This is a genomic window from Nocardia sp. NPDC051832, assembly GCF_040681285.1.
Lineage (GTDB): Bacteria > Actinomycetota > Actinomycetes > Mycobacteriales > Mycobacteriaceae > Nocardia.
The window spans coordinates 433,450-453,242 of the sequence record NZ_JBFAYL010000001.1 but is presented as its reverse complement, the minus strand read 5'-3'; the positions used below and the strand labels follow the sequence as shown (position 1 = coordinate 453,242).

Below are 19,793 nucleotides of genomic sequence, written 5' to 3'. Positions count from 1 at the left end.
ATGCGGCATCCCGGAGTGTGGGTGTCTCCGGGATGCGGCAACGGCTACAGCGCTATCACCTGTACCCTGCGGCCGGCGCCGTCGACCAAGCGGGCGATGTCCTCGGTATCCGAGGTGAGGATGGTGACAAGGCCGGGTCGGCCCAGCGCTGTCGCGCAGAGCATGGAGTCGATCGCGTACTTGTGGCCATGGAGGCCCGCGCCTGCCAGCAAGTCCGACGCGTTCAGCGCGACCTCGCGGGTCACGGGCTCCACCTCGACCCGGGACAACGTCCAAAGGAACGATGCCCGATTCATCGCGGGATGCGCGACCTCGACCAGCACCGCGGCGGAGGTGACTACGGGAAAACCTTCATCACGCGCCGCCGCCAGCCACACACCGACCTCGCGATCACGCCGAATAGCGCGACCGAGCCCTTCGCTGTCCAGCACCAGAGTCATGCCGCACCCGCCTCCCGCGCGGCCTCGCCCCGTAGGATCGCCGTCTTCTTGGCGACCTCCTCGGCGTCGAACGGGCCCGTCGCCTCCTCGATCGAGTCGACCAGCTCCGAAAGCAGAGCACGGTTCAGCGCTCGTACAGTCGCCTCCTCGATGAACTTCGAAACCCCGCGCTTGCCGACACGTTGCCGCACCGCCTCGTAGGTTCCGATGGTGAACGACACGCTGATGCTGCGCGCAGGCCCCTCGCCCGGCATGAACTGAACGTCTACACCTGGATTCGCCATGCCGGAAGTTTAACAAAAGTTTTGCCAAAACCACGGCCAGTTTTCGCCCGGACGAAGCTGGAGCAGCAGGGAGCCTGGTGCCCCCGCTGACGCTCGCACCCAACGCGCCGCTGATGCGCACCTACCGCGCCGCCGGAGCTGGGCGATCCCTCCGGCCTGGCCTGTGAGAGGCCTGCGGGACTGTGCCTCCGCAGGGGAATCGCGGTAGCTATGCGCGGCAGTCTGATCTGAATCGGGTTAGACTGCGCCGACTTTCAGCTGTTCAGGGATGGGAAGCCTGTGTGAAGACGTCAAGGGACTGGGGCATCGAGTGGATCGAGAGCCTGAAATGGTTGGTGATCGCGTCCTCGATCACACTGGTTGCGTTCTTCCTCATTGCCGCATTGCTCTTGCGATTCACGGGCTGGGGTCGCCAGTTCTGGTCGGTCAGCGGTAAGTACTTCGTCGGCCGCAACAGCTGGCGCACGCTGGTGTTCGTCGCATTGCTGATCACGCTGTCCGTGGCCGTAGTCCGGCTGAGCGTGCTGTTCACCTACTGGTCCAACGACTTGTTCACCTCGCTGCAGGGCGGGGCGTCGGCGGTTGCGGGGAAGGTGAAAGCCCCCGATCAGGCGACGGCCGACGCGGCATCGGCCGAGCTCGCGATAGCGGAGAGCGCGTTCTGGGACGCGATGATTCTGCTGGGCGTACTCGCCGGACTCTGGATCGTGGGCCAGCTGCTCACCTACTACGCCCAGCAGGCCTTCGATATTCGGTGGCGGCTGTGGCTGACCGACCATGTCACCTCTGATTGGCTGCGCGATCGCGCCTATTACCGCGGCCGGTTCATCGACGAAACGATCGACAACCCGGATCAACGTATCCAGCAGGACATCACCACTTTCGTGACGCAATCACGTTTCCTGGCGCTGGGGGCGGTGGAGGCGGTGGTTTCGGTCGTTTCCTTCACCAAGGTGCTCTGGGACCTGTCCGGTCCGCTGAATGTGTTCGGGATCGAGATCCCCAGGGCGATGCTGTTCATCGCCCTGACCTACGTGCTGCTGGCGACCGTCATCGCCTTCTGGATCGGCCGGCCGCTGATCCGGCTCAACTTCATCTACGAGAAGGCGACCGCGAATTTCCGCTATGCGCTGGTGCGGTTGCGGGACAACGCGGAGAACGTGGCCTTCTATCAAGGTGAAGGCGTTGAGAAGCGCGGCCTGATCACCCGATTCGCTGCGGTGATCAAAGCGTTCTGGGGCATCGTTTACCGGAAGCTGCAGTTCCTGGGCTGGAACTTCACCGTCACTCAGTCCTCCGTTGCCATTCCCTATCTGGTGCAGGGGCCACGCTTGTTCGCCGGCGAGATCACGCTGGGCGGAGTGACCCAGACCACGGCGGCGTTCCGGGAGATTCACGATTCCCTGTCCTTCTTCCGAAACGCGTACGACGACTTCGCCGAGTACCGGGCGTCGCTGATGCGTCTCGACGGACTGCTGATCGCGTCCGACCAATCGCGGGAACTGCCGAAGATCACGATGAGCGACGCGCCCGCAGCGATCGAGCTCGATCAGGTCGATGTGCGCAAGCCCGACGGCGAGCTGCTCATCGAGGATCTGACCCTCCGGATGACGCCCGGTGACGCACTGGTCGTCAAGGGCCCCTCGGGCAGCGGCAAAACCACCCTGTTGCGGACGCTCGGGCAGTTGTGGCCGTTCATGGACGGCGAGATCGGGCGTCCGCAAGGCAACGACACGCTGTTCCTGTCGCAGATTCCCTATCTGCCGCTCGGTGACCTGCGCACCGCCGTCGAGTACCCGGCCGACCCGGACACCATCAGTGACGACGAGTTGCGTCGAACCCTGGGCCAAGTCCACCTCGCGCATCTGGCGGACCGGCTCGACGAGGAAGCCGACTGGGCCAAGATTCTGTCCCCCGGTGAGCAGCAGCGCTTGGCCTTCGCGCGGATCCTGCTGATCAAGCCCAAGGTGGTCTTCCTCGACGAAGCTACGTCGGCGGTGGACGAAGGGCTGGAGTACATGCTGTACAACCTGATCCGCACCGAGGTCCCGGACACCATGGTGGTCAGCGTCGCGCATCGCAGCACCGTCGACCAGCACCACACCCAGCGGCTGGAACTCGAGGGCAACGGCCCGTGGAACCTCGAGCCGGTGGCTGCCGAGCAGTAAAGCCGTGAACTCAGCCCAGGCCGACCCCCGATTTGGGTCGACCTGGGCTTTCCCCTACACTAGACCGGTTGCCTGCGGGAGCTATGCCCGCGATTCGGCCGCGAACCCCCAGCAGTTGGGTCCGAGTTTGCTTGCTCAGACCGCTGAAACCGCTGGCAGGCGCGCGTTCGGGTGGCACATGACCATGCCCGTCGGGTCGGCAATCCGGCGCGGCTTATACGTCCAGGTCAAGGAGGCTGAAGTGATTCAGCAGGAGTCGCGCTTGCGCGTCGCCGACAACACGGGTGCGAAGGAAATTCTTTGCATCCGCGTGCTCGGTGGCTCGTCGCGCCGCTATGCCGGTATCGGCGACATCATCGTCGCCACCGTGAAAGACGCTGTCCCCGGTGGCAACGTCAAGAAGGGTGAGGTCGTCAAGGCCGTCATCGTGCGCACCGTCAAGGAGCGCCGTCGCCCGGATGGCTCGTACATCAAGTTCGACGAGAACGCCGCCGTTCTCATCAAGCCGGACAACGATCCGCGCGGCACGCGCATCTTCGGCCCGGTCGGCCGCGAGCTGCGTGAGAAGAAGTTCATGAAGATCGTCTCGCTGGCTCCGGAGGTGCTCTGACATGAAGGTGCACAAGGGTGACACCGTTCTCGTCATCTCGGGCAAGGACAAGGGCGCGAAGGGCAAGGTCATTCAGGCCTACCCCGCGACCGGCAAGGTCCTCGTCGAAGGCGTGAACCGTATCAAGAAGCACGTTGCCAACTCCGCCAACCAGCGCGGCGCCTCCTCGGGCGGCATCGTGACCCAGGAAGCCCCGATCCAGGTCTCCAACGTGATGGTCGTGGATTCGGATGGCAACCCCACTCGCGTCGGTTACCGCACCGACGAGGAGAGCGGCAAGCGGGTCCGGATCTCCCGTAAGAACGGGAAGGACATCTGACATGACCTCCACTGAGAACAAGGTTCAGCCTCGCCTGAAGGAGCGCTACCGCGCCGAGATCAAGGACGCGCTGAACAGCGAGTTCGATTACGCCAACGTGATGCAGATCCCGGGCGTGGTCAAGGTTGTCGTGAACATGGGTGTCGGCGACGCCGCCCGGGACGCGAAGCTGATCAACGGCGCCGTCAAGGATCTGGAACTGATCACCGGTCAGAAGCCCGAGATCCGCAAGGCCACCAAGTCGATCGCGCAGTTCAAGCTGCGTGAGGGCATGCCCATCGGCGCGAAGGTCACCCTGCGTGGCGATCGCATGTGGGAGTTCCTGGATCGTCTGGTCTCCATCGCGCTGCCCCGTATCCGCGACTTCCGCGGCCTGTCGCCGAAGCAGTTCGACGGCAACGGCAACTACACGTTCGGCCTGAGCGAGCAGTCGATGTTCCACGAGATCGACGTGGACTCCATCGACCGCCCGCGCGGTATGGACATCACCGTGGTCACCACCGCGACCAACAACGAAGAAGGCCGCGCGCTGCTCAAGCACCTCGGCTTCCCGTTCAAGGAGAACTGAGCACATGGCTAAGAAAGCACTGGTCAACAAGGCCAACGCCAAGCCGAAGTTCGCGGTCCGCGCCTACACGCGCTGCCAGAAGTGCGGTCGCCCGCACGCGGTGTACCGCAAGTTCGGCCTGTGCCGTGTCTGCCTGCGCGAGATGGCCCACAAGGGCGAGCTCCCGGGCGTGCACAAGAGCTCCTGGTGAGCCCGCGCTCCTTGTGAGCGCGCAGAGGTAATACATAGATCAGGGACCCGAGCCACCCGGCTCGGGTCCCTGATCTGCGTTCGGTAACGAACGGTTCTGTTCGCCGATCTTTCGTTGGGTGGGAACCAACTGATGGAGGATCAAATGAACCGTCTCGCAACCAAATTCGTTGTCGCTACTGCCGCCGCGGCGATCATGGGCGCCGGCGCGGCGCCGGCGGTCGCCGCGCCCGTGGCTGTCGCGCCGGCCGTAGCCCCGGTCGCCGATTCCGGCTCCTCAGGCACAGGCTCCGCCGTCATCGACTTCCCGTTGGGCATCCTCAAGGTCATCCTGTGTGGTGCGTGGGGCAGCACCCAGCCGCACCCGAACCCCATGTGCCGCTGAGCGCATAACGACGTGGGCGCGGACTCTTCGGAGTCCGCGCCCACGGGTATTTCGGGGCCGTCGGGTCAAACTGGCATCACGGTAAGAAACGGGTCAAGGTCCTTGAAGTCGTCGACATTGGACGTGAACAGGGGAAGGTCGTTCGTCGAAGCGATGGCGGCGATCATCAAATCCATCCGTCGTGGTTTGGGATTTCGCCCGGATGTGGCTACGAGCTTTGCCATGGACGTGAAGCGCCGCGCCGCGTCGGTACAGAGCGGAAGCGCGGTGAAGTCGTGCTCGACCATCAACAGTCGTTCTGTACGTATGGCCAGGGCCGCAGGCGTGGCCGCGACCGCGATCCCCATGCCGAGCTCGGTGAGAGTGACCGTGCTGATGTAGGCCTTGGACGGGAGAAGCGCAGTGTCGATGTCCGCGAGGTCGATGAGCACGCACGTATCGAGTAGTCCGCTAGGGTGCCGGGTCGTCGATTTGCTCTCAGTCATCGAAGCGGTCCTCCCCGAATATCGCGTCGATCTCGGCTCGTTCCTCAGCCCCGGTGGCGGTGCGGCCGATCCGGGCCAGTCGCGCTTTGAGCTCGTCCACCGATACGCCGTCCGGGCTGGAAGATACAGGGCGTAGTTCGCCGACAGGTCGGCCGTTGCGTGTGATGACGAAGTCCTCGCCGGCTTCCAGCGCGTCCATCACGCCCGCGCTGCCATTCCGGAGCTCCGCCTGCGTAATCTTCCTCGTCATCTCTCAAATATAGCAACGCTTGCTATCTGATGCTATCGGCCGGTATTCGTCAGGCCGGATTCGCCGCCAAGGCGAATCCCGAGGGCATCAGGAGCATGGGTGCTTTCGGCAGGTCGATTCGGCGGGGCGTGTCGCCGAAGACGAAGACGCGCAGGACCGCGAAGCGCAGGACGCCGGCCAGTGCGGAGGCGCTGAGGTAGACGGCCTGCTGGGTCCAGATGTTCGGGTGGGCGCAGAGCAGGGGGAGGAGCAGCATCGCGGCGCTGGTCACCGCGTACGCGGCCGCGGCGGTGGCCGCGGATTGCAGGTGCTGACGCCAGTCGGCGGGTTCGCGGGTGGTGAAGGTGAAGCGGGCGTGCAGGTGGGTGCCGAGCAGAGTCGAGGCGATAGTGATCAGGGCATTGGCGAGCGCGAAGGGGAGGGCGAGTCCGAGCAGGGTGACGGCGACGCTGGAGAGCAGGCCGTTGCTGCCGCCCACCGCGGCGTAGCGCAGAAAGGACGCGACGGGACCGGAGCCGGTCAGCAGGCTGCGTAGGGGGCGGTCCATCGGTTTCTCCTCATCGGGTCGAGCCGCGCTGCGGCATGCCGATCACACTATACGTAGATGTATACGTATACAAGACTCGCAGGTGGGAGCCGTGATGGCGGCTTCGGGAAGGCCGTTGTGTGGGAGCGGAGGCAGCTACTTCTTGGACGGCACGGCCGGATGAAATTCACCGGCGCCGGATCGCCAGGGGTCGGATTTGGCGGCTAGCTGGGCTTTGCATACACTAGAGCGGTTGTCTGGGCACATCTGTGTCCGCAGTTGGCTGGGGTAGTCGCTACCTCGTGCCCCGCGGGCGGCCCGGATACCGAGAACTCTCTTTTCAGGGCTCTCATCCGGTCGGCAACTGTCGGCCGGAACATCCGAATTGCTGTAGGCCCACCATCAGCTCCGGCTTGGACATCTGTCCTGGCGCAACGGCGCAGGTGCTGTATGGGAACCGTAGCGAGAAAGGTGTCAAGGTCTAACTCATGACCATGACTGATCCGATCGCAGACTTCTTGACGCGTCTGCGCAACGCCAACTCGGCGTACCACGATCAGGTGAAGGCTCCGCACTCGAAGCTCAAGGCGAATGTCGCCGAGATCCTCAAGCGCGAGGGCTACATCGCCGATTACCGTGTCGAGGACGCCCCGGTCGGCAAGACGCTGATCGTCGACCTCAAGTACGGCCCGAGCCGTGAGCGCTCCCTCCAGGGTGTGCGTCGCGTCTCCAAGCCCGGTCTGCGTGTGTACGCGAAGTCCACCAACCTGCCCAAGGTGCTCGGCGGCCTCGGCGTGGCGATCATCTCCACGTCCACCGGTCTGCTCACCGACCGTCAGGCCAAGCAGCAAGGCGTGGGCGGCGAAGTCCTCGCCTACGTCTGGTAAGGGAGGTAGGACAAATGTCGCGTATTGGTAAGAAGCCCATCGCAATTCCTGCCGGCGTCGAGGTGACCATCGACGGCCAGAACGTTGCGGTCAAGGGCCCCAAGGGCACCCTGACCCTCGTTGTCGCCGAGCCGATCACCATCGCCAAGGGCGAGGACGGCCAGCTCGAGGTCGTTCGCCCGGACGACCAGCGGCAGAACCGCTCGCTGCACGGCCTGACCCGTACCCTGGTCGCCAACATGATCGAAGGCGTCACCAAGGGCTACGAGAAGAAGATGGAAATCTTCGGTGTCGGTTACCGTGTGGCCGCCAAGGGCTCGAACCTCGAGTTCGCCCTCGGCTACAGCCACCCGGTGCCGATCGAGGCTCCGGAAGGCATCACCTTCGCGGTGGAATCGCCCACCAAGTTCTCCGTGTCCGGAATCGACAAGCAGAAGGTCGGTCAGATCTCCGCTGTCATTCACGGACTGCGTAAGCCCGACCCGTACAAGGGCAAGGGCATCCGCTACGCCGGCGAGGTCGTTCGCCGCAAGGTCGGAAAGACGGGTAAGTGATCATGGCGCAAACCGAAAATCAGATTGCCAAGCGCAAGCCGCGCGGCAAGGACGCCTCGACTGCGCGTCGTCTGTCGAAGACCCGCCGTCACTTCCGTCTGCGCAAGAAGGTCGAAGGCACCACCGAGCGTCCGCGCCTGGTGGTCAACCGCTCCGCGCGGCACCTGCACGCTCAGCTCGTGGACGACAGCGTCGGCAAGACCCTTGCCTACGCTTCGACCATCGAAGCCGATGTGCGTGCCGTGGACGGCGACAAGTCGGCCAAGAGCAAGAAGGTCGGCGAGCTGATCGCCGCCCGCGCCAAGGCCGCCGGTGTCGAGGCCGTCGTGTTCGACCGTGGTGGTCACGACTACCACGGCCGCATCGCGGCGCTGGCCGATGCCGCTCGTGAAGCGGGGTTGAAGTTCTGATGACTGCAAACATGAACGAAGGGAACGTCTGATGCCGGGACGTCAACGGCGTGACGGCGGCAACGGACCCGCCGGACAGCAGAATGGTGCCGCCGGTGGTGGCGACAACCAGCGTGGTGGCGGCCGTGACCGTCGTGGCGGCAACGACCGCCGCGATCAGCAGGCCGACAAGAACCAGCTCGAGCGCGTCGTAGCGATCAACCGCGTCTCCAAGGTCGTGAAGGGTGGTCGTCGCTTCAGCTTCACCGCCCTCGTGATCGTCGGCGACGGCAACGGTCTGGTCGGCGTCGGCTACGGCAAGGCCAAGGAAGTTCCCGCGGCCATCCAGAAGGGTGTCGAAGAGGCTCGCAAGAACTTCTTCCGCGTCCCGATGATCGGCTCCACCGTCACCCACCCGGTTCAGGGTGAGGCGGCGGCCGGTGTGGTCATGCTGCGTCCGGCTTCGCCGGGTACCGGTGTGATCGCCGGTGGCGCGTGCCGTGCCGTGCTGGAATGCGCCGGTATCCATGATGTCCTGGCCAAGTCGCTGGGTAGCGACAACGCCATCAACGTCGTGCACGCGACGGTTGCTGCGCTGAAGATGCTGCAGCGTCCGGAAGAGGTCGCGGCGCGCCGTGGCCTGCCGCTCGAGGATGTTGCCCCTGCGGGCATGCTGCGTGCGCGCGCTCTGGCCGCTGGAGGTGGCAAGTAATGGCACAGCTCAAGGTGACCCAGATCAAGTCCACGATCGGCGCCAAGGCGAACCAGCGTGACAGCATGCGCACGCTCGGCCTGCGTAAGATCCGGCAGACCGTGGTTCGCGAGGACACCCCGCAGAACCGTGGCCTGATCAACGTCGTGCGCCACCTCGTAACAGTTGAGGAGGTCTAAGCATGACCATCAAGATTCATCACCTGCGTCCGGCCCCCGGCGCCAAGACCGACAAGACCCGTGTGGGTCGCGGTGAAGGCTCCAAGGGCAAGACCGCGGGCCGTGGTACCAAGGGCACCAAGGCGCGCAAGAACGTTCCGGCCGCCTTCGAGGGTGGGCAGATGCCGCTGCACATGCGGCTGCCCAAGCTCAAGGGCTTCACCAACCGGAATCGTGTCGAATACCAGGTCGTCAATGTCTCGGCCATCGCCAAGCTGTTCCCGCAGGGCGGCGAGGTCGGCAAGGCCGAGCTCGTGGCTGCCGGCGCGGTTCGCAAGAACCAGCTGGTGAAGGTCCTCGGCGACGGTGAGATCGGCGTGGCGGTCCAGGTGACCGCCGACAAGGTGACCGGCTCCGCCAAGGAGAAGATCACCGCGGCCGGTGGCACTGTCACCGAACTGGGCTGACGGTACTCTGCAATTAGCAAGTGGCACCGGACGAGTTAGAGCTCGTCCGGTGCCACTGTTAGAGTTCCACGTATTGCCTGCCAAGCCCCGTCATGGTGTTAAGCCGTGGCATGACCATGTCGTTCGCCAGGAGGATCTGTGCTTTCCGCCTTCGTATCGGCCTTCCGGACTCCGGACTTACGGCGGAAGATCCTCTTCACGCTGGGGTTGATCGCGCTGTACCGTCTCGGTGCCGCGCTGCCGTCCCCCGGCGTGGATTACCAAGCGGTGCAGGAATGTATCGATCTGGTTTCCGGTGGTGATTCCGCCGGCATCTACCAGCTGATCAACCTGTTCTCCGGTGGTGCGCTGCTGCAGTTGTCGGTCTTCGCGATCGGCATCATGCCTTACATCACCGCCAGCATCATTATTCAGCTGCTGACTGTCGTCATCCCGCGGTTCGAGGAACTGCGAAAAGAAGGCCAATCCGGCCAGACCAAGATGACGCAGTACACGCGCTACCTGTCTATCGCGTTGGCGATTCTGCAGGCCACCGGCCTGGTCGCGCTCGCCGCGCGCGGCCAGCTGCTGCAAGGCTGCCAGCAGGACATCCTCGCCGATACCTCGATCTTCGGCATGATCATCATCGTGCTGGTCATGACCGCCGGTGCGGCCCTGGTCATGTGGTTCGGCGAGCAGATCACCGAGCGCGGCGTCGGCAACGGTATGTCGCTGCTGATCTTCGCCGGTATCGCCGCGCGTATCCCCAGTGAGGGCAAGAACATCCTGGACAGCCGCGGTGGCCTGGTCTTCGGCCTGGTCTGTGTGGCCGCGCTGGCCATCATCGCCGCGGTGATCTTCGTCGAACAGGGTCAGCGCCGGATCCCGGTCCAGTACGCCAAGCGCGTGGTGGGCCGCAAGATGTACGGCGGCTCCTCGACCTACCTGCCGTTGAAGGTGAACCAGGCCGGCGTCATCCCGGTGATCTTCGCGTCGTCGCTGCTGTACCTGCCGAACCTGGTGGCGCAGCTGACCTCGTCGACGAACAACCCGGATCCGAGCTGGTGGCAGGACATCATCCAGAAGTACCTGGTGAATCCGGGCAACCCGGTCTACATCGCCATCTACTTCGGCTTGATCGTCTTCTTCACCTACTTCTACGTGGCGATCACCTTCAACCCGGAGGAACGCGCCGACGAGATGAAGAAGTTCGGTGGGTTCATCCCCGGGTATCGTCCCGGTAAGCCGACCGCCGACTACCTGAATTTCGTGTTGAGCCGCATCACCCTGCCCGGCTCGCTCTACCTCGGCCTCGTGGCCGTGCTTCCCAACCTGTTCCTGGATATCGGCAACTCCGGTGGCATGCAGAATCTCCCGTTCGGCGGCACCGCGGTGCTGATCATGGTGAGCGTCGGCCTGGACACCGTGAAGCAGATCGAGTCCCAGCTGATGAATCGAAATTACGAAGGGTTCCTCAAGTGAGAGTTGTACTGCTCGGTCCGCCGGGTGCCGGCAAAGGTACTCAGGCCGATCTCCTGTCGGACAAGCTTGGTGTCCCGCACATCTCCACCGGGGACCTGTTCCGCGCCAACATCTCCCAGCAGACCGCGCTGGGCCGCGAAGCGCAGAAGTACATGGACGCGGGCGACCTGGTCCCCAGCGATGTCACCAACCGCATGGTCGAGGCCCGGGTGAACGAGCCCGACGCGGCCAACGGCTTCATTCTCGACGGCTACCCGCGCACGGTCGATCAGGCCGACGCGCTGGAGAAGATCCTCGGCGACATGAACTCGAAGCTGGACGCCGTGCTGTGCTTCGTCGTGGCCGAGGACACCGTGGTCGAGCGCATGCTGGCCCGGGGCCGCGGCGACGACAACGAGGGTGTCATCCGCAACCGGCTGCGCGTGTACCGCGAGGAGACCGAGCCGCTGCTGACGCACTACGACGGTCTCGTCGTGTCCGTCGACGGTGTCGGTGAGGTCGATGACGTGAACGCCCGCGCGCTTCGGGCTCTGGGGCACTGACCTGATGGTCTTCGGCCGCAAGTCCAAGAAGGTGGTGCCGTTCCGCACCCCCGGTGAACTCGACGCCATGGCGGCGGCGGGCGCGATTGTCGGTCGCGCCCTCGTCGCCGTGCGCGAGGCCGCCAAGCCCGGGGTGTCCACCCTGGAGCTGGACGAAGTGGCCGAGCAGCTCATCCGCGACGCGGGTGCGGTGCCGTCCTTCAAGGGCTACCACGGGTTCCCGGGCTCGATCTGCTCGTCGGTGAACGACCGTATCGTGCACGGGATTCCGAACGCCGACGACGTCCTCGTCGAGGGCGATCTGGTCTCCATCGACTGCGGCGCGATTCTGGACGGCTGGCACGGCGATTCGGCGTGGACCTTCGGCGTCGGCGCCATCATCGAGGCCGACCGGCTGCTGAGCGAGGCCACCAAGCTGTCGATGGAAGCCGGCATCGCGGCGATGCTTCCGGGCAATCGCCTCACCGATGTCTCGCACGCCATCGAACTCGGCACCCGCGCGGCCGAGGAACTGCACGGCCGCTCCTACGGCATCGTCGACGGCTACGGCGGTCACGCCATCGGCCGCGAAATGCACATGGACCCGTTCCTGTCGAACGAGGGCGCGCCCGGCAAGGGCCCGAAACTCGTGGTGGGCTCGGTGCTCGCGATCGAACCGATGCTGACCCTGGGCACCACCCAGTCCAAGGTCCTCGAAGACGACTGGACCGTGGTAACCCTCGACGGTTCCCGCTCCGCGCACTGGGAACACACCGTCGCGGTCACCGAGGACGGCCCGCGCATCCTCACGCTGCGCCCGGAGTAGCCACTCCCGCTTGCACTTCCACGCGCCCCCGAACCCGCAAGGGTCCGGGGGCGCGATTTCGTATCAAGTGCCGCCGATTCCCTGGAAGTGGTATCCATGGCTATCCTACCTTGGTAGCATTCAAAGTATGAAGTTGAGTGTGAGTCTGTCAGAAGAAGACGTGGCGGCGCTCGATGCGGAAGTTTGCCGCTCGGGCTTGCCGGGGCGTTCGGCGGCCGTGCAGAAGGCGATCGAACTACTGCGCAGTCGTGCGTTGGAGGACGCCTACGAGCAAGCGTGGGACGAGTGGGAATCCTCCGGTGAGGACTCGGTCTGGGCTGCAACCGCCGATGACGGGCTGGCCTGATGCGGCGCGGAGATCTCGTGCTGGTCGACCTGGATCCGGTACGCGGTAACGAAGTGAGCAAAACTCGCCCCGCTGTTGTGGTCAGTAACGACGGGGCGAACCGTCGGGCGGCCCAACTGGGCCGTGGCGTGATTACGGTCGTGCCGATTACCAGTAATACCGAGAAAGTCTTCCCGTTCCAGGTCCTGCTGGAGGAGGTCGCCGGCCTGAAGGTCACCTCTAAGGCTCAGGCTGAGCAGGTGCGTTCGGTATCTGTCGAGCGGGTTGGGCGAACGTTGGGTCGGTTGTCGCCCATGCAGGTGACAGAGGTGGATCGAGCACTGCGCCTGCATTTGAGTCTCTGAGCGGCCCGTCGTGTTTCAGGGGTGGCCGGTCGGAAAGAGGATGGGGCTCAACAGGTATGCGGTGCGTTCCGGGCTGGGCGGGTTCGACAACCGGGGGACGATGGCGGCGCGCAGGTCGTCGATCAAGGACGTCACCTCGTCTGGGGCGAGCCAGACGGCGTGCTGCCGGTAACCGACGAGATCGGCTGCAGGGTCGGCTTTTTCGGTGTCGAGGTAGGCGTTGAACTCGGCCAGCAGTGTCGCCATGGCGGCGGCGAAGATCTGGCGGTGATCCGCGGCGGTGGCGGTGGCCACCTGGTCGGGGTCGATGACGGCACGTTCCCGCCGCAGCCGGTAGGTGCGCTCGACCGCGCCACGGACGCGCTGTTCCTCGGAGATCTCCAGAATCCCACCGGCGCTGAGCAATTCGACGTGCCGGTAGACGGTGGCCTTCGAGACGTCGGGCAGGCGGGTGCAGAGCTGGCCGGTGGTCAGGGCTTGCCCGCCGGACAGGGCGTGCACGATGCGCAGTCGCACCGGATGGGCGAGCAGCTCCACAGTGTCCATTCCCTTATGTTCTCATCTCTGATACCTTTCTCAAAGTTGAGAATAATGAGTGGAGGACAGATGGACACGCCGACTATCGAGTGGCAGCCCGCCGACTACGCGGACCCGGCGACCTTCGAGGAATGGGAGGTGACGCTCGGGGCCGGGGAGTACCCGGTGCCGGGCACGGTGACCATGCCGCGGGGCGCGGGGCCGCGTCCGGCCGTGGTGCTGCTGGCCGGTGGGGGACCGTTCGACCGTGACGCGACGGTCGGGCCGAACAAGTCGCTGAAGGACATCGCCTGGGGCCTGGCTACGCGTGGCATCGCGGTGCTGCGCTTCGACAAGGTCACCATGGTGCACCCTGAGGCGTTCTGGGCGAGTAGCCCCACGATGGCCGATGAGTATGTGCCGTACGCGGTCTCGGCGATCGAGCTGCTGTCCGGATTGCCGGGCGTGGACCAGGTGTTCGTGGTGGGGCACAGCATGGGCGGAAAGGCTGCGCCGCGGGTGGCCGCGGCGGCCCCGGCGGTGGCCGGGCTGGTGATCCTGTCGGGCGACACCCAGCCGATGCAGTGGTCCATGGTCCGGGTGGTCCGGCATCTGACCGAGGTCGACCCGGAGTCGGCCGCGGCGCTGCCGCCGGTGCAGACGGTCATCGAGCAGGCGAAAAGGGTGGACAGTCCGGAACTTTCGCGTGCCACGCCGCCGGAAGACCTGCCGTTCGGCGCGCCGGGGTCCTACTGGCTGGACCTTCGCTCCTACGATCCGGTCGCGACCGCGGCGGCGCTGGACACACCGATGTTCATCGCGCAGGGCGGACGCGACTACCAGGTGACGGTGGCCGATGATCTGGCCGGTTGGCAGGCGGGCCTGGCGGATCGATCCGACGTGACGATCCGGGTCTACGAGGCGGACGACCACATGCTCTTTCCCGGCGGCGGACCCTCGCTGCCCGCCGATTATGCCCGGCCGCAGCACGTCGACCCGGAGCTGATCGCGGATATCGCCGACTGGGTGACGACCGTTCGGAATCATTGATTACGTCGCGCGATTGCCCTGAAGTCCGTATGTCCTGCAATGATCTCGAGGGTGGAGCTTCGTTTCGGGATTCAGCTGGCGCCGGTGGCGGAGGAACTACTGCGGATTCGGGAGATGGCTCGATTCGCGGATCGCGAGGGCCTGGAGCTACTCGGGATCCAGGATCATCCCTACTCCGGGCCGTTGGCGGATACGTTCGCGGTGATCGCGACGGTGCTCGCCGAGACTTCCGGGCTACGGGTGTTCCCGGACGTGGCGAGCCTGCCGATGCGCGGGGCGGCGATGCTCGGAAAGCAGGCTGCCACACTGGATTTGCTCAGCAACGGACGTTTCGAGCTGGCGCTGGGCGCCGGCGCGTTCTGGCCCGCGATCACGGCCATGGGCGGGCCCCGACGATCGAATCCCGAAGCGCTGCAAGCGCTCGAGGAGGCCACCGCCGTGATTCGGGCGATGTGGAAACCTGGTGCCAAGGCTGAGGTTCCTGGCGACTACTACGCTGTGCACGGTGTGCAGTCCGGGCCCGCTCCCGCACATCCGGTCGGGATCTGGTTCGGCAGTGTCGGACCCAAGGCCAACGCTTTGACCGGCCGGATCGCCGATGGGTGGGCCGCGCCGATCCCGCACTACCTTCCCTACGAGAAATGGGAAGGGGCGCAACACCTTATCTCCGCGTCGGCCATCGACGCGGGGCGGGATCCGGGCTCCGTTGCCCGTATGGCGCAGCTGGTGGGGCACATCACCGAGTCGCCCGGTCCGGTGACGCTGCGCGGCGAGGAACCGATTCGCACCGACGCCGCGGGCTGGGCCCGCATTCTGGCCGATCTCGCCGTCGAGACCGGCTTCGACACCTTCGTGTACTGGCCGGAAACCGCTGACGATACCCAGCTGCGACGCTGGATCGGTGACGTCGTTCCTTACACCCGCGCCCTCTGCGCCTGACCCGAGTTGCTCGGTCGTGCAGTGGGTTTCGAAACCTCCTGGACTCGGTCGGTGAACTTTGACGATGCACCGACCGTATGTCCGGGGCGGGGGTGGCCGCGTGAGTAGGGAACTACTCGAATTCAGTTGGAGCGCTGCGCGGTTGCGGGTTTGCTAGACCCGGCGTCGACGCCAGGAACGGCCACCGCCGGTCCGCGCGGCGCTGCCGATACCGGCCAAATGCAGGGCGGCGAGCAGCAATCCGAGGGTGATCAGCGTGTGGTCGTTGATGGAGCCGATGGTTTCATCGACGAGATCGAGCAGCAGTGCGAGCCCGAATGCGACAGCGGCGGCAATAGCCAACATGGGAACCTCCTGTGGTTACCGGACTAATACCCGCCGCCGCCGGTCCCAATCGCACGAATTGACCGACCGGACAGTTACTGTTCGGGCCGTCCGGCCTTGCGGAAGAACAGCACGTGGTCGTGATCGATCAGCGGCATGGTCTTGCGGACCTGACGGATGCCGCCGGCGGGGAGATAGGTCAGATTGGCGAAGGAGTGTGTGTTGCCGAAGGCCGAGCGCAGCTTGGTCTCGGTCGCGCCGTTCGCGCCGTAGGCGGCGAGAACGCCGAAGTCCAAGGGACCCAAGGGTTCATCGAGGGCCGAGGCCGGGCCGGCGGGCAGGCCGAGGGCGGCGTACTGGGTGGGCTTGCCGTGCTCGTAACGGCATAGCTCGTAGGAGGAGTTCGCCGTCGCGGTCACGCTCAGCACCGGCCACTTGGCCGAAAGATGCAGGGCCAGCGGGTTTTTGCCGACCGGGGTGAGTTCCCAGTTCATGCTCATGACGGTGACCCAGCCACCATAGGACATCTCGATCAGCACCACGTCGTCACCCAGGGTGCGGTCGGTGTTGAACTCGGGATCACCCATCCGCCAGTCTTTTTCGTCGGCGTTGAGGTAGGTGGCGCTGTCCACGAGCTGGATGTCGTCGGCCGCGAAGGCCGCGATGATCTCGGCGCGGATCTGCGCGATGGCGTCGCGGTCGGCGCAGCGCACGCCGAGCGCGCCGAAAGTGGGCCCGATCTCCACGGGCGCCGACGGCGGGTCCGGATCCTCGCCCGGCGCCATTGGGCGTAAGCCGACCAGCGCCAGCCGCCAGTTGATCTCCTCGACGGTGGACAGGTCGCCGGAGGTCTTGCGCAGGATCTGCTGCTGGGTCAGCCGTCCGGCCTGCTCCAGGGTGCGGCACTCCAGTTCCAGCAGCGCGTTGTAGGACTTCGGAGTGAGATCCAGATCGCGGATTCCACAGGCGCGCAAGCGGATCGCCATCCCGGTAGAGGTGAAGGCGGCGTACCGCTCGCGGTACATCGACAGCGCTTGCTTGCGGGACCGGCCGACCATCAGGGTGCGCAGCAGCGTGCTCAAGCTCTGTAGGTACTTGCCCGCCAGCTCCGGATTGGTCGCCGCCAGTTCACTTCTGATGCGTGCCGCCGCTTCGGTGGCGGCGACGGCGGCCTCTTGATCGAGGCGGCCCAGCCAGACCCCGCACTTGCCGAGGCAGTCGGCGCACATGCCCGCGACATACGAATCTGTCTGCGCGGCTTGGAGATACACCGCGCACGCGCTCTTGATGGTGCTGGTGGCCAATTCGCGGCGGCTGGTCGCGCGGGTGACCTGCTCGAAGACCCGCAGCGCCTCCTGCAATTCTCCGGCAGACCGGGCGGAGACGTTCCCGTTGGCGAACCAGTGCAGTCGCAAACCGACCGCTTCCTGGGACGGGGACAACGCCTCGATGGTGCGGTCGCGGCGCGCGTTTTTGTCGGTCTTCGTCGCGAGCATCGCCTTGGCTAGCTCCACCAGCGAGGCGGACAATCGCAGTTCGGATTCCGCTGTCCGGTCTCGTGCCGCACTGCGATCGGCGGCCACCCGGCGTTCGAGCGTCCCCACATCGTTGGCTGCGCCCGGTTCGATGGAACTCAACGTCATCGCGAACCCAACTCCCGCATCACCTTCCGCTGGCACGATTGCGGCGCTCACTACGCCCGGCGTGGTTACGCTGCGCTACCGCTCCGGGCGCCGAGTTCGCACCGCGGGCGGTCGTCGATCGGCCGCATTCGTGTGCGGGTGAGTCTGCCACAAACAGGGGGTCTACGCCCAGGACAATGCGGAGGCGATCAGGTATTCCGGGGTGTGAATCGCGCGGATCTCCCGGTGTGCCAGCAAGTTCAGAGCTATCCTGTCGGTCGGTCAGGCTTCCAGCAGCAGGGTGACCGGGCCGTCGTTGGCCAGCTCGATGTGCATATGGGCGCCGAATTTGCCGGTGGCGGTGGTCGCGCCGAGATCGCGTAAGGCCTGGGTGAAGGTGTCGACGAGCGGTTCGGCGACGGGGCCGGGGGCGGCGGCGTTCCAGGATGGGCGACGTCCCTTGGCGGTGTTGGCGTAGAGCGTGAACTGACTGACCACCAGGATGGGGGCGTCGAGGTCGGCGGCGGAGCGTTCGTCGTCGAGGATGCGCAACCGCCACAGCTTGTCCGCCAGGGTTTTCGCGGTGGCCTCGGTATCGGTGTGGGTGACGCCGACGAGGGCGACCAGGCCCTGCGGGTTCGGGCTGATCGCCCCGACGACAGCGCCGTCCACGGTCACCCGCGCGGAAGTCACCCGCTGCACCAGTACACGCATGCGTTGCATCCTGCCACCTCGTCGGCGGCAGTCGGCTGGGTGTGGTCAGTCGCGGAGGGTGGTCCGGATGATGGTGGTGACGATGGGGAAGTCGAACTCGCCGTCGGCGGTTTCGGGGGTCTGGTGCAGGTAGCCGGCGATCGCGTCCAGGACGTGGGCGCGCTGCTCCGGGGTGACGACCAGGGTGTGGGAGTGGGTGCCGATGGTGGCCGTCAGGGAGGCCGCGGTCCGGCGATGCGAATGCGGGAACTCGGCCCGCTCGAAGTCGGCGAACCCGAAATCGGTGACTTGGGGATGGGTGGGGAGGAACTCGAGATTCTGGATTCCCGGGAGCGAGGCGGCCGATCGCGCGACGCGGTGCAGCCCGGCGACCCACTCGACACCGAGGTTGTCCTCGTTCCACAGCGCGGCGAACACCCCGCCCGGGCGCAGCACGCGGGCGATCTCCGGATAGGCACGAGCCCGATCGAACCAGTGGAAGGCTTGACCGGCCAGCACGGCGTCCACCGAATCATCGGTCAGCGGAATCGATTCCGCCGCACCGGGATAGGTGGCGACGCCGGGATACCTGTGGATGAATTCGGTGCGCATCTGCGCGTCGGGTTCCACGGCGAGCACCGTCGCGCCGAGGGCGAGCAGGCCCTCGGTCAGTTTGCCGGTGCCTGCGCCGAGATCGAGCACCGTGGGGCGCTCGATATCGCCGAGGGCCCAGCGGATCCCGGCTTCCGGGTAGTCCGGGCGGTGTTCGGCGTAGGCGGCCGCGTGGGCGCCGAAAGAGCTGGCGCGCAACGCTCGAAGGGCCTGATCATCGGTCGGGAGATCATCGAAACCAGCCATGCTCCCACCGTAGCGGTACGGCTGTACGTCACTGCCGCAACATCTTTAGTTCAACTTAACGCTACTGACGAGTTGCTATGGCCTGTCATCGTCGCCATCTATGACGGTGGAGAATGATCCGGAGTTGCTGCGCAAAGCCGCTCAGACGAAAACGTCCAATGTGCGCGACCGCCTCGACGGGGTGCTGAAGAGTCTGGACACCATGCTGGCGGCGCGCGGCGAGCCCTGGGGCCAGGACAAGTTCGGCACCCAGTTCGTCGGCAATTACACGACCTCGCGCGCGAACGCGAAGACCAATATCACCAATGCCTCCACCAGCTTCAACAACTTCATGATCGGGCAGGTCAAGACCGCCGACACCATGAAGAGCCAGGATCAGGCCAGTCGCGACTCGCTGCGCTGGACATGACCAACGAGTACGCCAAGGCCGAACTCGAGCACGTCCTGGAGGAAGTGCAGGAGCAGTTCAAGGCCATCGCTCGAATCCAGCAGGAGCGCGCGCAATTGACCGCGAGCGCGACCGTGCGGAAGCTGGCCACGGTCACCGTGAACGCGAACGGCACGGTGATCGACACCAAATTCGGACCGCACGCCGAGGACGCGACCCTCAACGACATCGCCAAGGCGGTCACCGAGGCCGCGCAGCAGGCCGTCACCGCGGTGAACAAGCTGGGGCTGGAGTTGATGGCGCCGGTGCAGGAGCGTCAGGCCCGGCTGCCCAAGCTGACCGATCTGCTGGAGGGGTTCGCCGAGGTCAAACCGCAAGCGCCGATCGCGCCGCCGGTCACCATGGCGCCCATCGCCGAGTCCGAAGAAGACGGTCCGGCAATGGAATTCAGCAATGTGCAGACCTACGTTCCGGAGCGCGGCGCCGGCGTCACCGACACCAGTTGGTGAGCTGG

At 65.4% G+C, this 19,793-nt stretch carries 31 protein-coding genes; 21 read left to right on the top strand and 10 right to left on the bottom strand.

The window, feature by feature from the left end; all coding sequences use genetic code 11:
* Positions 1–44: 44 nt before the first annotated feature.
* Positions 45–440 carry a PIN domain-containing protein gene (locus tag AB0M14_RS01885; protein ID WP_364987334.1) on the bottom strand — a complete coding sequence of 132 codons (396 nt, stop codon included), beginning with the start codon at positions 438–440 and terminating at the stop codon, positions 45–47.
* Positions 437–724, bottom strand: a complete 288-nt coding sequence (locus AB0M14_RS01880; protein ID WP_364987331.1) for a hypothetical protein — start codon at positions 722–724, stop codon at positions 437–439. The genes AB0M14_RS01885 and AB0M14_RS01880 overlap by 4 nt, the downstream gene beginning before the upstream one ends.
* Positions 725–1,005: 281 nt before the next feature.
* Between AB0M14_RS01880 and AB0M14_RS01875 the strand changes: the two genes are divergently transcribed.
* The 6 genes from AB0M14_RS01875 to AB0M14_RS01850 all read left to right on the top strand — a co-directional run bounded on the left by AB0M14_RS01875 (position 1,006) and on the right by AB0M14_RS01850 (position 4,963).
* Positions 1,006–2,892: an ABC transporter ATP-binding protein/permease gene (locus AB0M14_RS01875; RefSeq protein WP_364987328.1), complete on the top strand. Its 1,887-nt coding sequence runs from the start codon at positions 1,006–1,008 to the stop codon at positions 2,890–2,892.
* A 241-nt stretch (positions 2,893–3,133) separates the two neighbouring features.
* Positions 3,134–3,502 carry a 50S ribosomal protein L14 gene (gene rplN, locus AB0M14_RS01870; protein ID WP_194817848.1) on the top strand — a complete coding sequence of 123 codons (369 nt, stop codon included), beginning with the start codon at positions 3,134–3,136 and terminating at the stop codon, positions 3,500–3,502.
* Position 3,503: 1 nt separating this feature from the next.
* Positions 3,504–3,821 carry a 50S ribosomal protein L24 gene (gene rplX / locus AB0M14_RS01865; protein WP_209884038.1) on the top strand — a complete coding sequence of 106 codons (318 nt, stop codon included), beginning with the start codon at positions 3,504–3,506 and terminating at the stop codon, positions 3,819–3,821.
* 1 nt (position 3,822) lies between these two features.
* Positions 3,823–4,389, top strand: coding sequence for a 50S ribosomal protein L5 (rplE, locus tag AB0M14_RS01860; RefSeq protein WP_209884036.1), 567 nt, complete (start codon positions 3,823–3,825; stop codon positions 4,387–4,389).
* Positions 4,390–4,393: 4 nt separating this feature from the next.
* On the top strand, positions 4,394–4,579 hold the full coding sequence (locus AB0M14_RS01855; RefSeq protein ID WP_194817328.1) for a type Z 30S ribosomal protein S14: 186 nt from the start codon (positions 4,394–4,396) through the stop codon (positions 4,577–4,579).
* A gap of 144 nt (positions 4,580–4,723) precedes the next feature.
* Entirely contained in the window at positions 4,724–4,963 is a 240-nt protein-coding gene (locus AB0M14_RS01850; RefSeq protein ID WP_364987318.1) for a hypothetical protein, read from the top strand.
* Positions 4,964–5,028: 65 nt separating this feature from the next.
* On the opposite strand, the gene AB0M14_RS01845 is transcribed toward AB0M14_RS01850, so the two are convergent.
* The 3 genes from AB0M14_RS01845 to AB0M14_RS01835 are packed head-to-tail and all read right to left on the bottom strand — an operon-like array spanning position 5,029 to position 6,245.
* Positions 5,029–5,448 (bottom strand): PIN domain-containing protein, encoded by a 420-nt coding sequence (locus AB0M14_RS01845; protein ID WP_364987315.1) that lies wholly within the window; start codon positions 5,446–5,448, stop codon positions 5,029–5,031.
* A complete protein-coding gene (locus AB0M14_RS01840; protein WP_364987308.1) occupies positions 5,441–5,698 on the bottom strand; it encodes a type II toxin-antitoxin system prevent-host-death family antitoxin in 258 nt (85 codons plus the stop codon). Before AB0M14_RS01840 ends, AB0M14_RS01845 begins: the two co-directional genes overlap by 8 nt.
* Before the next feature lie 49 nt (positions 5,699–5,747).
* The gene (locus AB0M14_RS01835; protein WP_364987303.1) at positions 5,748–6,245 is read right to left on the bottom strand and encodes a GtrA family protein; all 498 of its coding nucleotides are present in this window, start codon (positions 6,243–6,245) and stop codon (positions 5,748–5,750) included.
* A gap of 467 nt (positions 6,246–6,712) precedes the next feature.
* Here AB0M14_RS01835 and rpsH point away from each other — a divergent pair, with 467 nt between their 5' ends.
* The 11 genes from rpsH (at position 6,713) to AB0M14_RS01780 (ending at position 12,889) form a co-directional block, all read left to right on the top strand.
* Positions 6,713–7,111 (top strand): 30S ribosomal protein S8, encoded by a 399-nt coding sequence (gene rpsH / locus AB0M14_RS01830; RefSeq protein ID WP_364987297.1) that lies wholly within the window; start codon positions 6,713–6,715, stop codon positions 7,109–7,111.
* Positions 7,112–7,125: 14 nt separating this feature from the next.
* Entirely contained in the window at positions 7,126–7,665 is a 540-nt protein-coding gene (gene rplF, locus AB0M14_RS01825; protein WP_364987294.1) for a 50S ribosomal protein L6, read from the top strand.
* A 2-nt stretch (positions 7,666–7,667) separates the two neighbouring features.
* The gene (rplR, locus tag AB0M14_RS01820) at positions 7,668–8,075 is read left to right on the top strand and encodes a 50S ribosomal protein L18 (protein ID WP_364987286.1); all 408 of its coding nucleotides are present in this window, start codon (positions 7,668–7,670) and stop codon (positions 8,073–8,075) included.
* Positions 8,076–8,106: 31 nt separating this feature from the next.
* Positions 8,107–8,766, top strand: a complete 660-nt coding sequence (gene rpsE / locus AB0M14_RS01815) for a 30S ribosomal protein S5 (RefSeq protein ID WP_364987283.1) — start codon at positions 8,107–8,109, stop codon at positions 8,764–8,766.
* Positions 8,766–8,945, top strand: a complete 180-nt coding sequence (rpmD, locus tag AB0M14_RS01810; RefSeq protein WP_194817334.1) for a 50S ribosomal protein L30 — start codon at positions 8,766–8,768, stop codon at positions 8,943–8,945. Before rpsE ends, rpmD begins: the two co-directional genes overlap by 1 nt.
* Positions 8,946–8,947: 2 nt before the next feature.
* Positions 8,948–9,391: a 50S ribosomal protein L15 gene (gene rplO, locus AB0M14_RS01805; protein WP_364987278.1), complete on the top strand. Its 444-nt coding sequence runs from the start codon at positions 8,948–8,950 to the stop codon at positions 9,389–9,391.
* A gap of 138 nt (positions 9,392–9,529) precedes the next feature.
* Positions 9,530–10,852 carry a preprotein translocase subunit SecY gene (gene secY / locus AB0M14_RS01800; RefSeq protein ID WP_364987273.1) on the top strand — a complete coding sequence of 441 codons (1,323 nt, stop codon included), beginning with the start codon at positions 9,530–9,532 and terminating at the stop codon, positions 10,850–10,852.
* A complete protein-coding gene (locus tag AB0M14_RS01795) occupies positions 10,849–11,394 on the top strand; it encodes an adenylate kinase (protein ID WP_364987266.1) in 546 nt (181 codons plus the stop codon). The genes secY and AB0M14_RS01795 overlap by 4 nt, the downstream gene beginning before the upstream one ends.
* Positions 11,395–11,398: 4 nt before the next feature.
* Positions 11,399–12,199 carry a type I methionyl aminopeptidase gene (gene map / locus AB0M14_RS01790; RefSeq protein ID WP_364987263.1) on the top strand — a complete coding sequence of 267 codons (801 nt, stop codon included), beginning with the start codon at positions 11,399–11,401 and terminating at the stop codon, positions 12,197–12,199.
* A gap of 127 nt (positions 12,200–12,326) precedes the next feature.
* On the top strand, positions 12,327–12,545 hold the full coding sequence (locus AB0M14_RS01785; protein ID WP_364987259.1) for a ribbon-helix-helix protein, CopG family: 219 nt from the start codon (positions 12,327–12,329) through the stop codon (positions 12,543–12,545).
* Entirely contained in the window at positions 12,542–12,889 is a 348-nt protein-coding gene (locus tag AB0M14_RS01780) for a type II toxin-antitoxin system PemK/MazF family toxin (RefSeq protein WP_364991215.1), read from the top strand. The genes AB0M14_RS01785 and AB0M14_RS01780 overlap by 4 nt, the downstream gene beginning before the upstream one ends.
* 15 nt (positions 12,890–12,904) lie before the next feature.
* Here the strand turns inward: AB0M14_RS01780 and AB0M14_RS01775 are convergent, their stop codons facing one another.
* Positions 12,905–13,435 carry a helix-turn-helix domain-containing protein gene (locus tag AB0M14_RS01775; protein ID WP_364987252.1) on the bottom strand — a complete coding sequence of 177 codons (531 nt, stop codon included), beginning with the start codon at positions 13,433–13,435 and terminating at the stop codon, positions 12,905–12,907.
* Between the two features lie 60 nt (positions 13,436–13,495).
* Between AB0M14_RS01775 and AB0M14_RS01770 the strand changes: the two genes are divergently transcribed.
* Positions 13,496–14,455: an alpha/beta fold hydrolase gene (locus AB0M14_RS01770; protein WP_364987247.1), complete on the top strand. Its 960-nt coding sequence runs from the start codon at positions 13,496–13,498 to the stop codon at positions 14,453–14,455.
* 51 nt (positions 14,456–14,506) lie between these two features.
* Positions 14,507–15,394, top strand: a complete 888-nt coding sequence (locus tag AB0M14_RS01765) for an LLM class flavin-dependent oxidoreductase (protein ID WP_364987244.1) — start codon at positions 14,507–14,509, stop codon at positions 15,392–15,394.
* Positions 15,395–15,547: 153 nt separating this feature from the next.
* On the opposite strand, the gene AB0M14_RS01760 is transcribed toward AB0M14_RS01765, so the two are convergent.
* The 4 genes from AB0M14_RS01760 to AB0M14_RS01745 all read right to left on the bottom strand — a co-directional run bounded on the left by AB0M14_RS01760 (position 15,548) and on the right by AB0M14_RS01745 (position 18,891).
* Entirely contained in the window at positions 15,548–15,739 is a 192-nt protein-coding gene (locus AB0M14_RS01760) for a hypothetical protein (RefSeq protein ID WP_364987241.1), read from the bottom strand.
* A 74-nt stretch (positions 15,740–15,813) separates the two neighbouring features.
* Positions 15,814–17,361, bottom strand: coding sequence for a hypothetical protein (locus tag AB0M14_RS01755; RefSeq protein ID WP_364987238.1), 1,548 nt, complete (start codon positions 17,359–17,361; stop codon positions 15,814–15,816).
* A 261-nt stretch (positions 17,362–17,622) separates the two neighbouring features.
* Positions 17,623–18,054, bottom strand: a complete 432-nt coding sequence (dtd, locus tag AB0M14_RS01750) for a D-aminoacyl-tRNA deacylase (RefSeq protein ID WP_364987234.1) — start codon at positions 18,052–18,054, stop codon at positions 17,623–17,625.
* Between the two features lie 45 nt (positions 18,055–18,099).
* On the bottom strand, positions 18,100–18,891 hold the full coding sequence (locus AB0M14_RS01745; protein WP_364987231.1) for a class I SAM-dependent methyltransferase: 792 nt from the start codon (positions 18,889–18,891) through the stop codon (positions 18,100–18,102).
* Positions 18,892–18,991: 100 nt separating this feature from the next.
* Here AB0M14_RS01745 and AB0M14_RS01740 point away from each other — a divergent pair, with 100 nt between their 5' ends.
* Together AB0M14_RS01740 and AB0M14_RS01735 are read left to right on the top strand one after the other, a co-directional pair.
* Positions 18,992–19,300 carry a hypothetical protein gene (locus AB0M14_RS01740; protein WP_364987228.1) on the top strand — a complete coding sequence of 103 codons (309 nt, stop codon included), beginning with the start codon at positions 18,992–18,994 and terminating at the stop codon, positions 19,298–19,300.
* Positions 19,297–19,788 (top strand): YbaB/EbfC family nucleoid-associated protein, encoded by a 492-nt coding sequence (locus AB0M14_RS01735; RefSeq protein ID WP_364987224.1) that lies wholly within the window; start codon positions 19,297–19,299, stop codon positions 19,786–19,788. The genes AB0M14_RS01740 and AB0M14_RS01735 overlap by 4 nt, the downstream gene beginning before the upstream one ends.
* Positions 19,789–19,793: the final 5 nt, after the last annotated feature.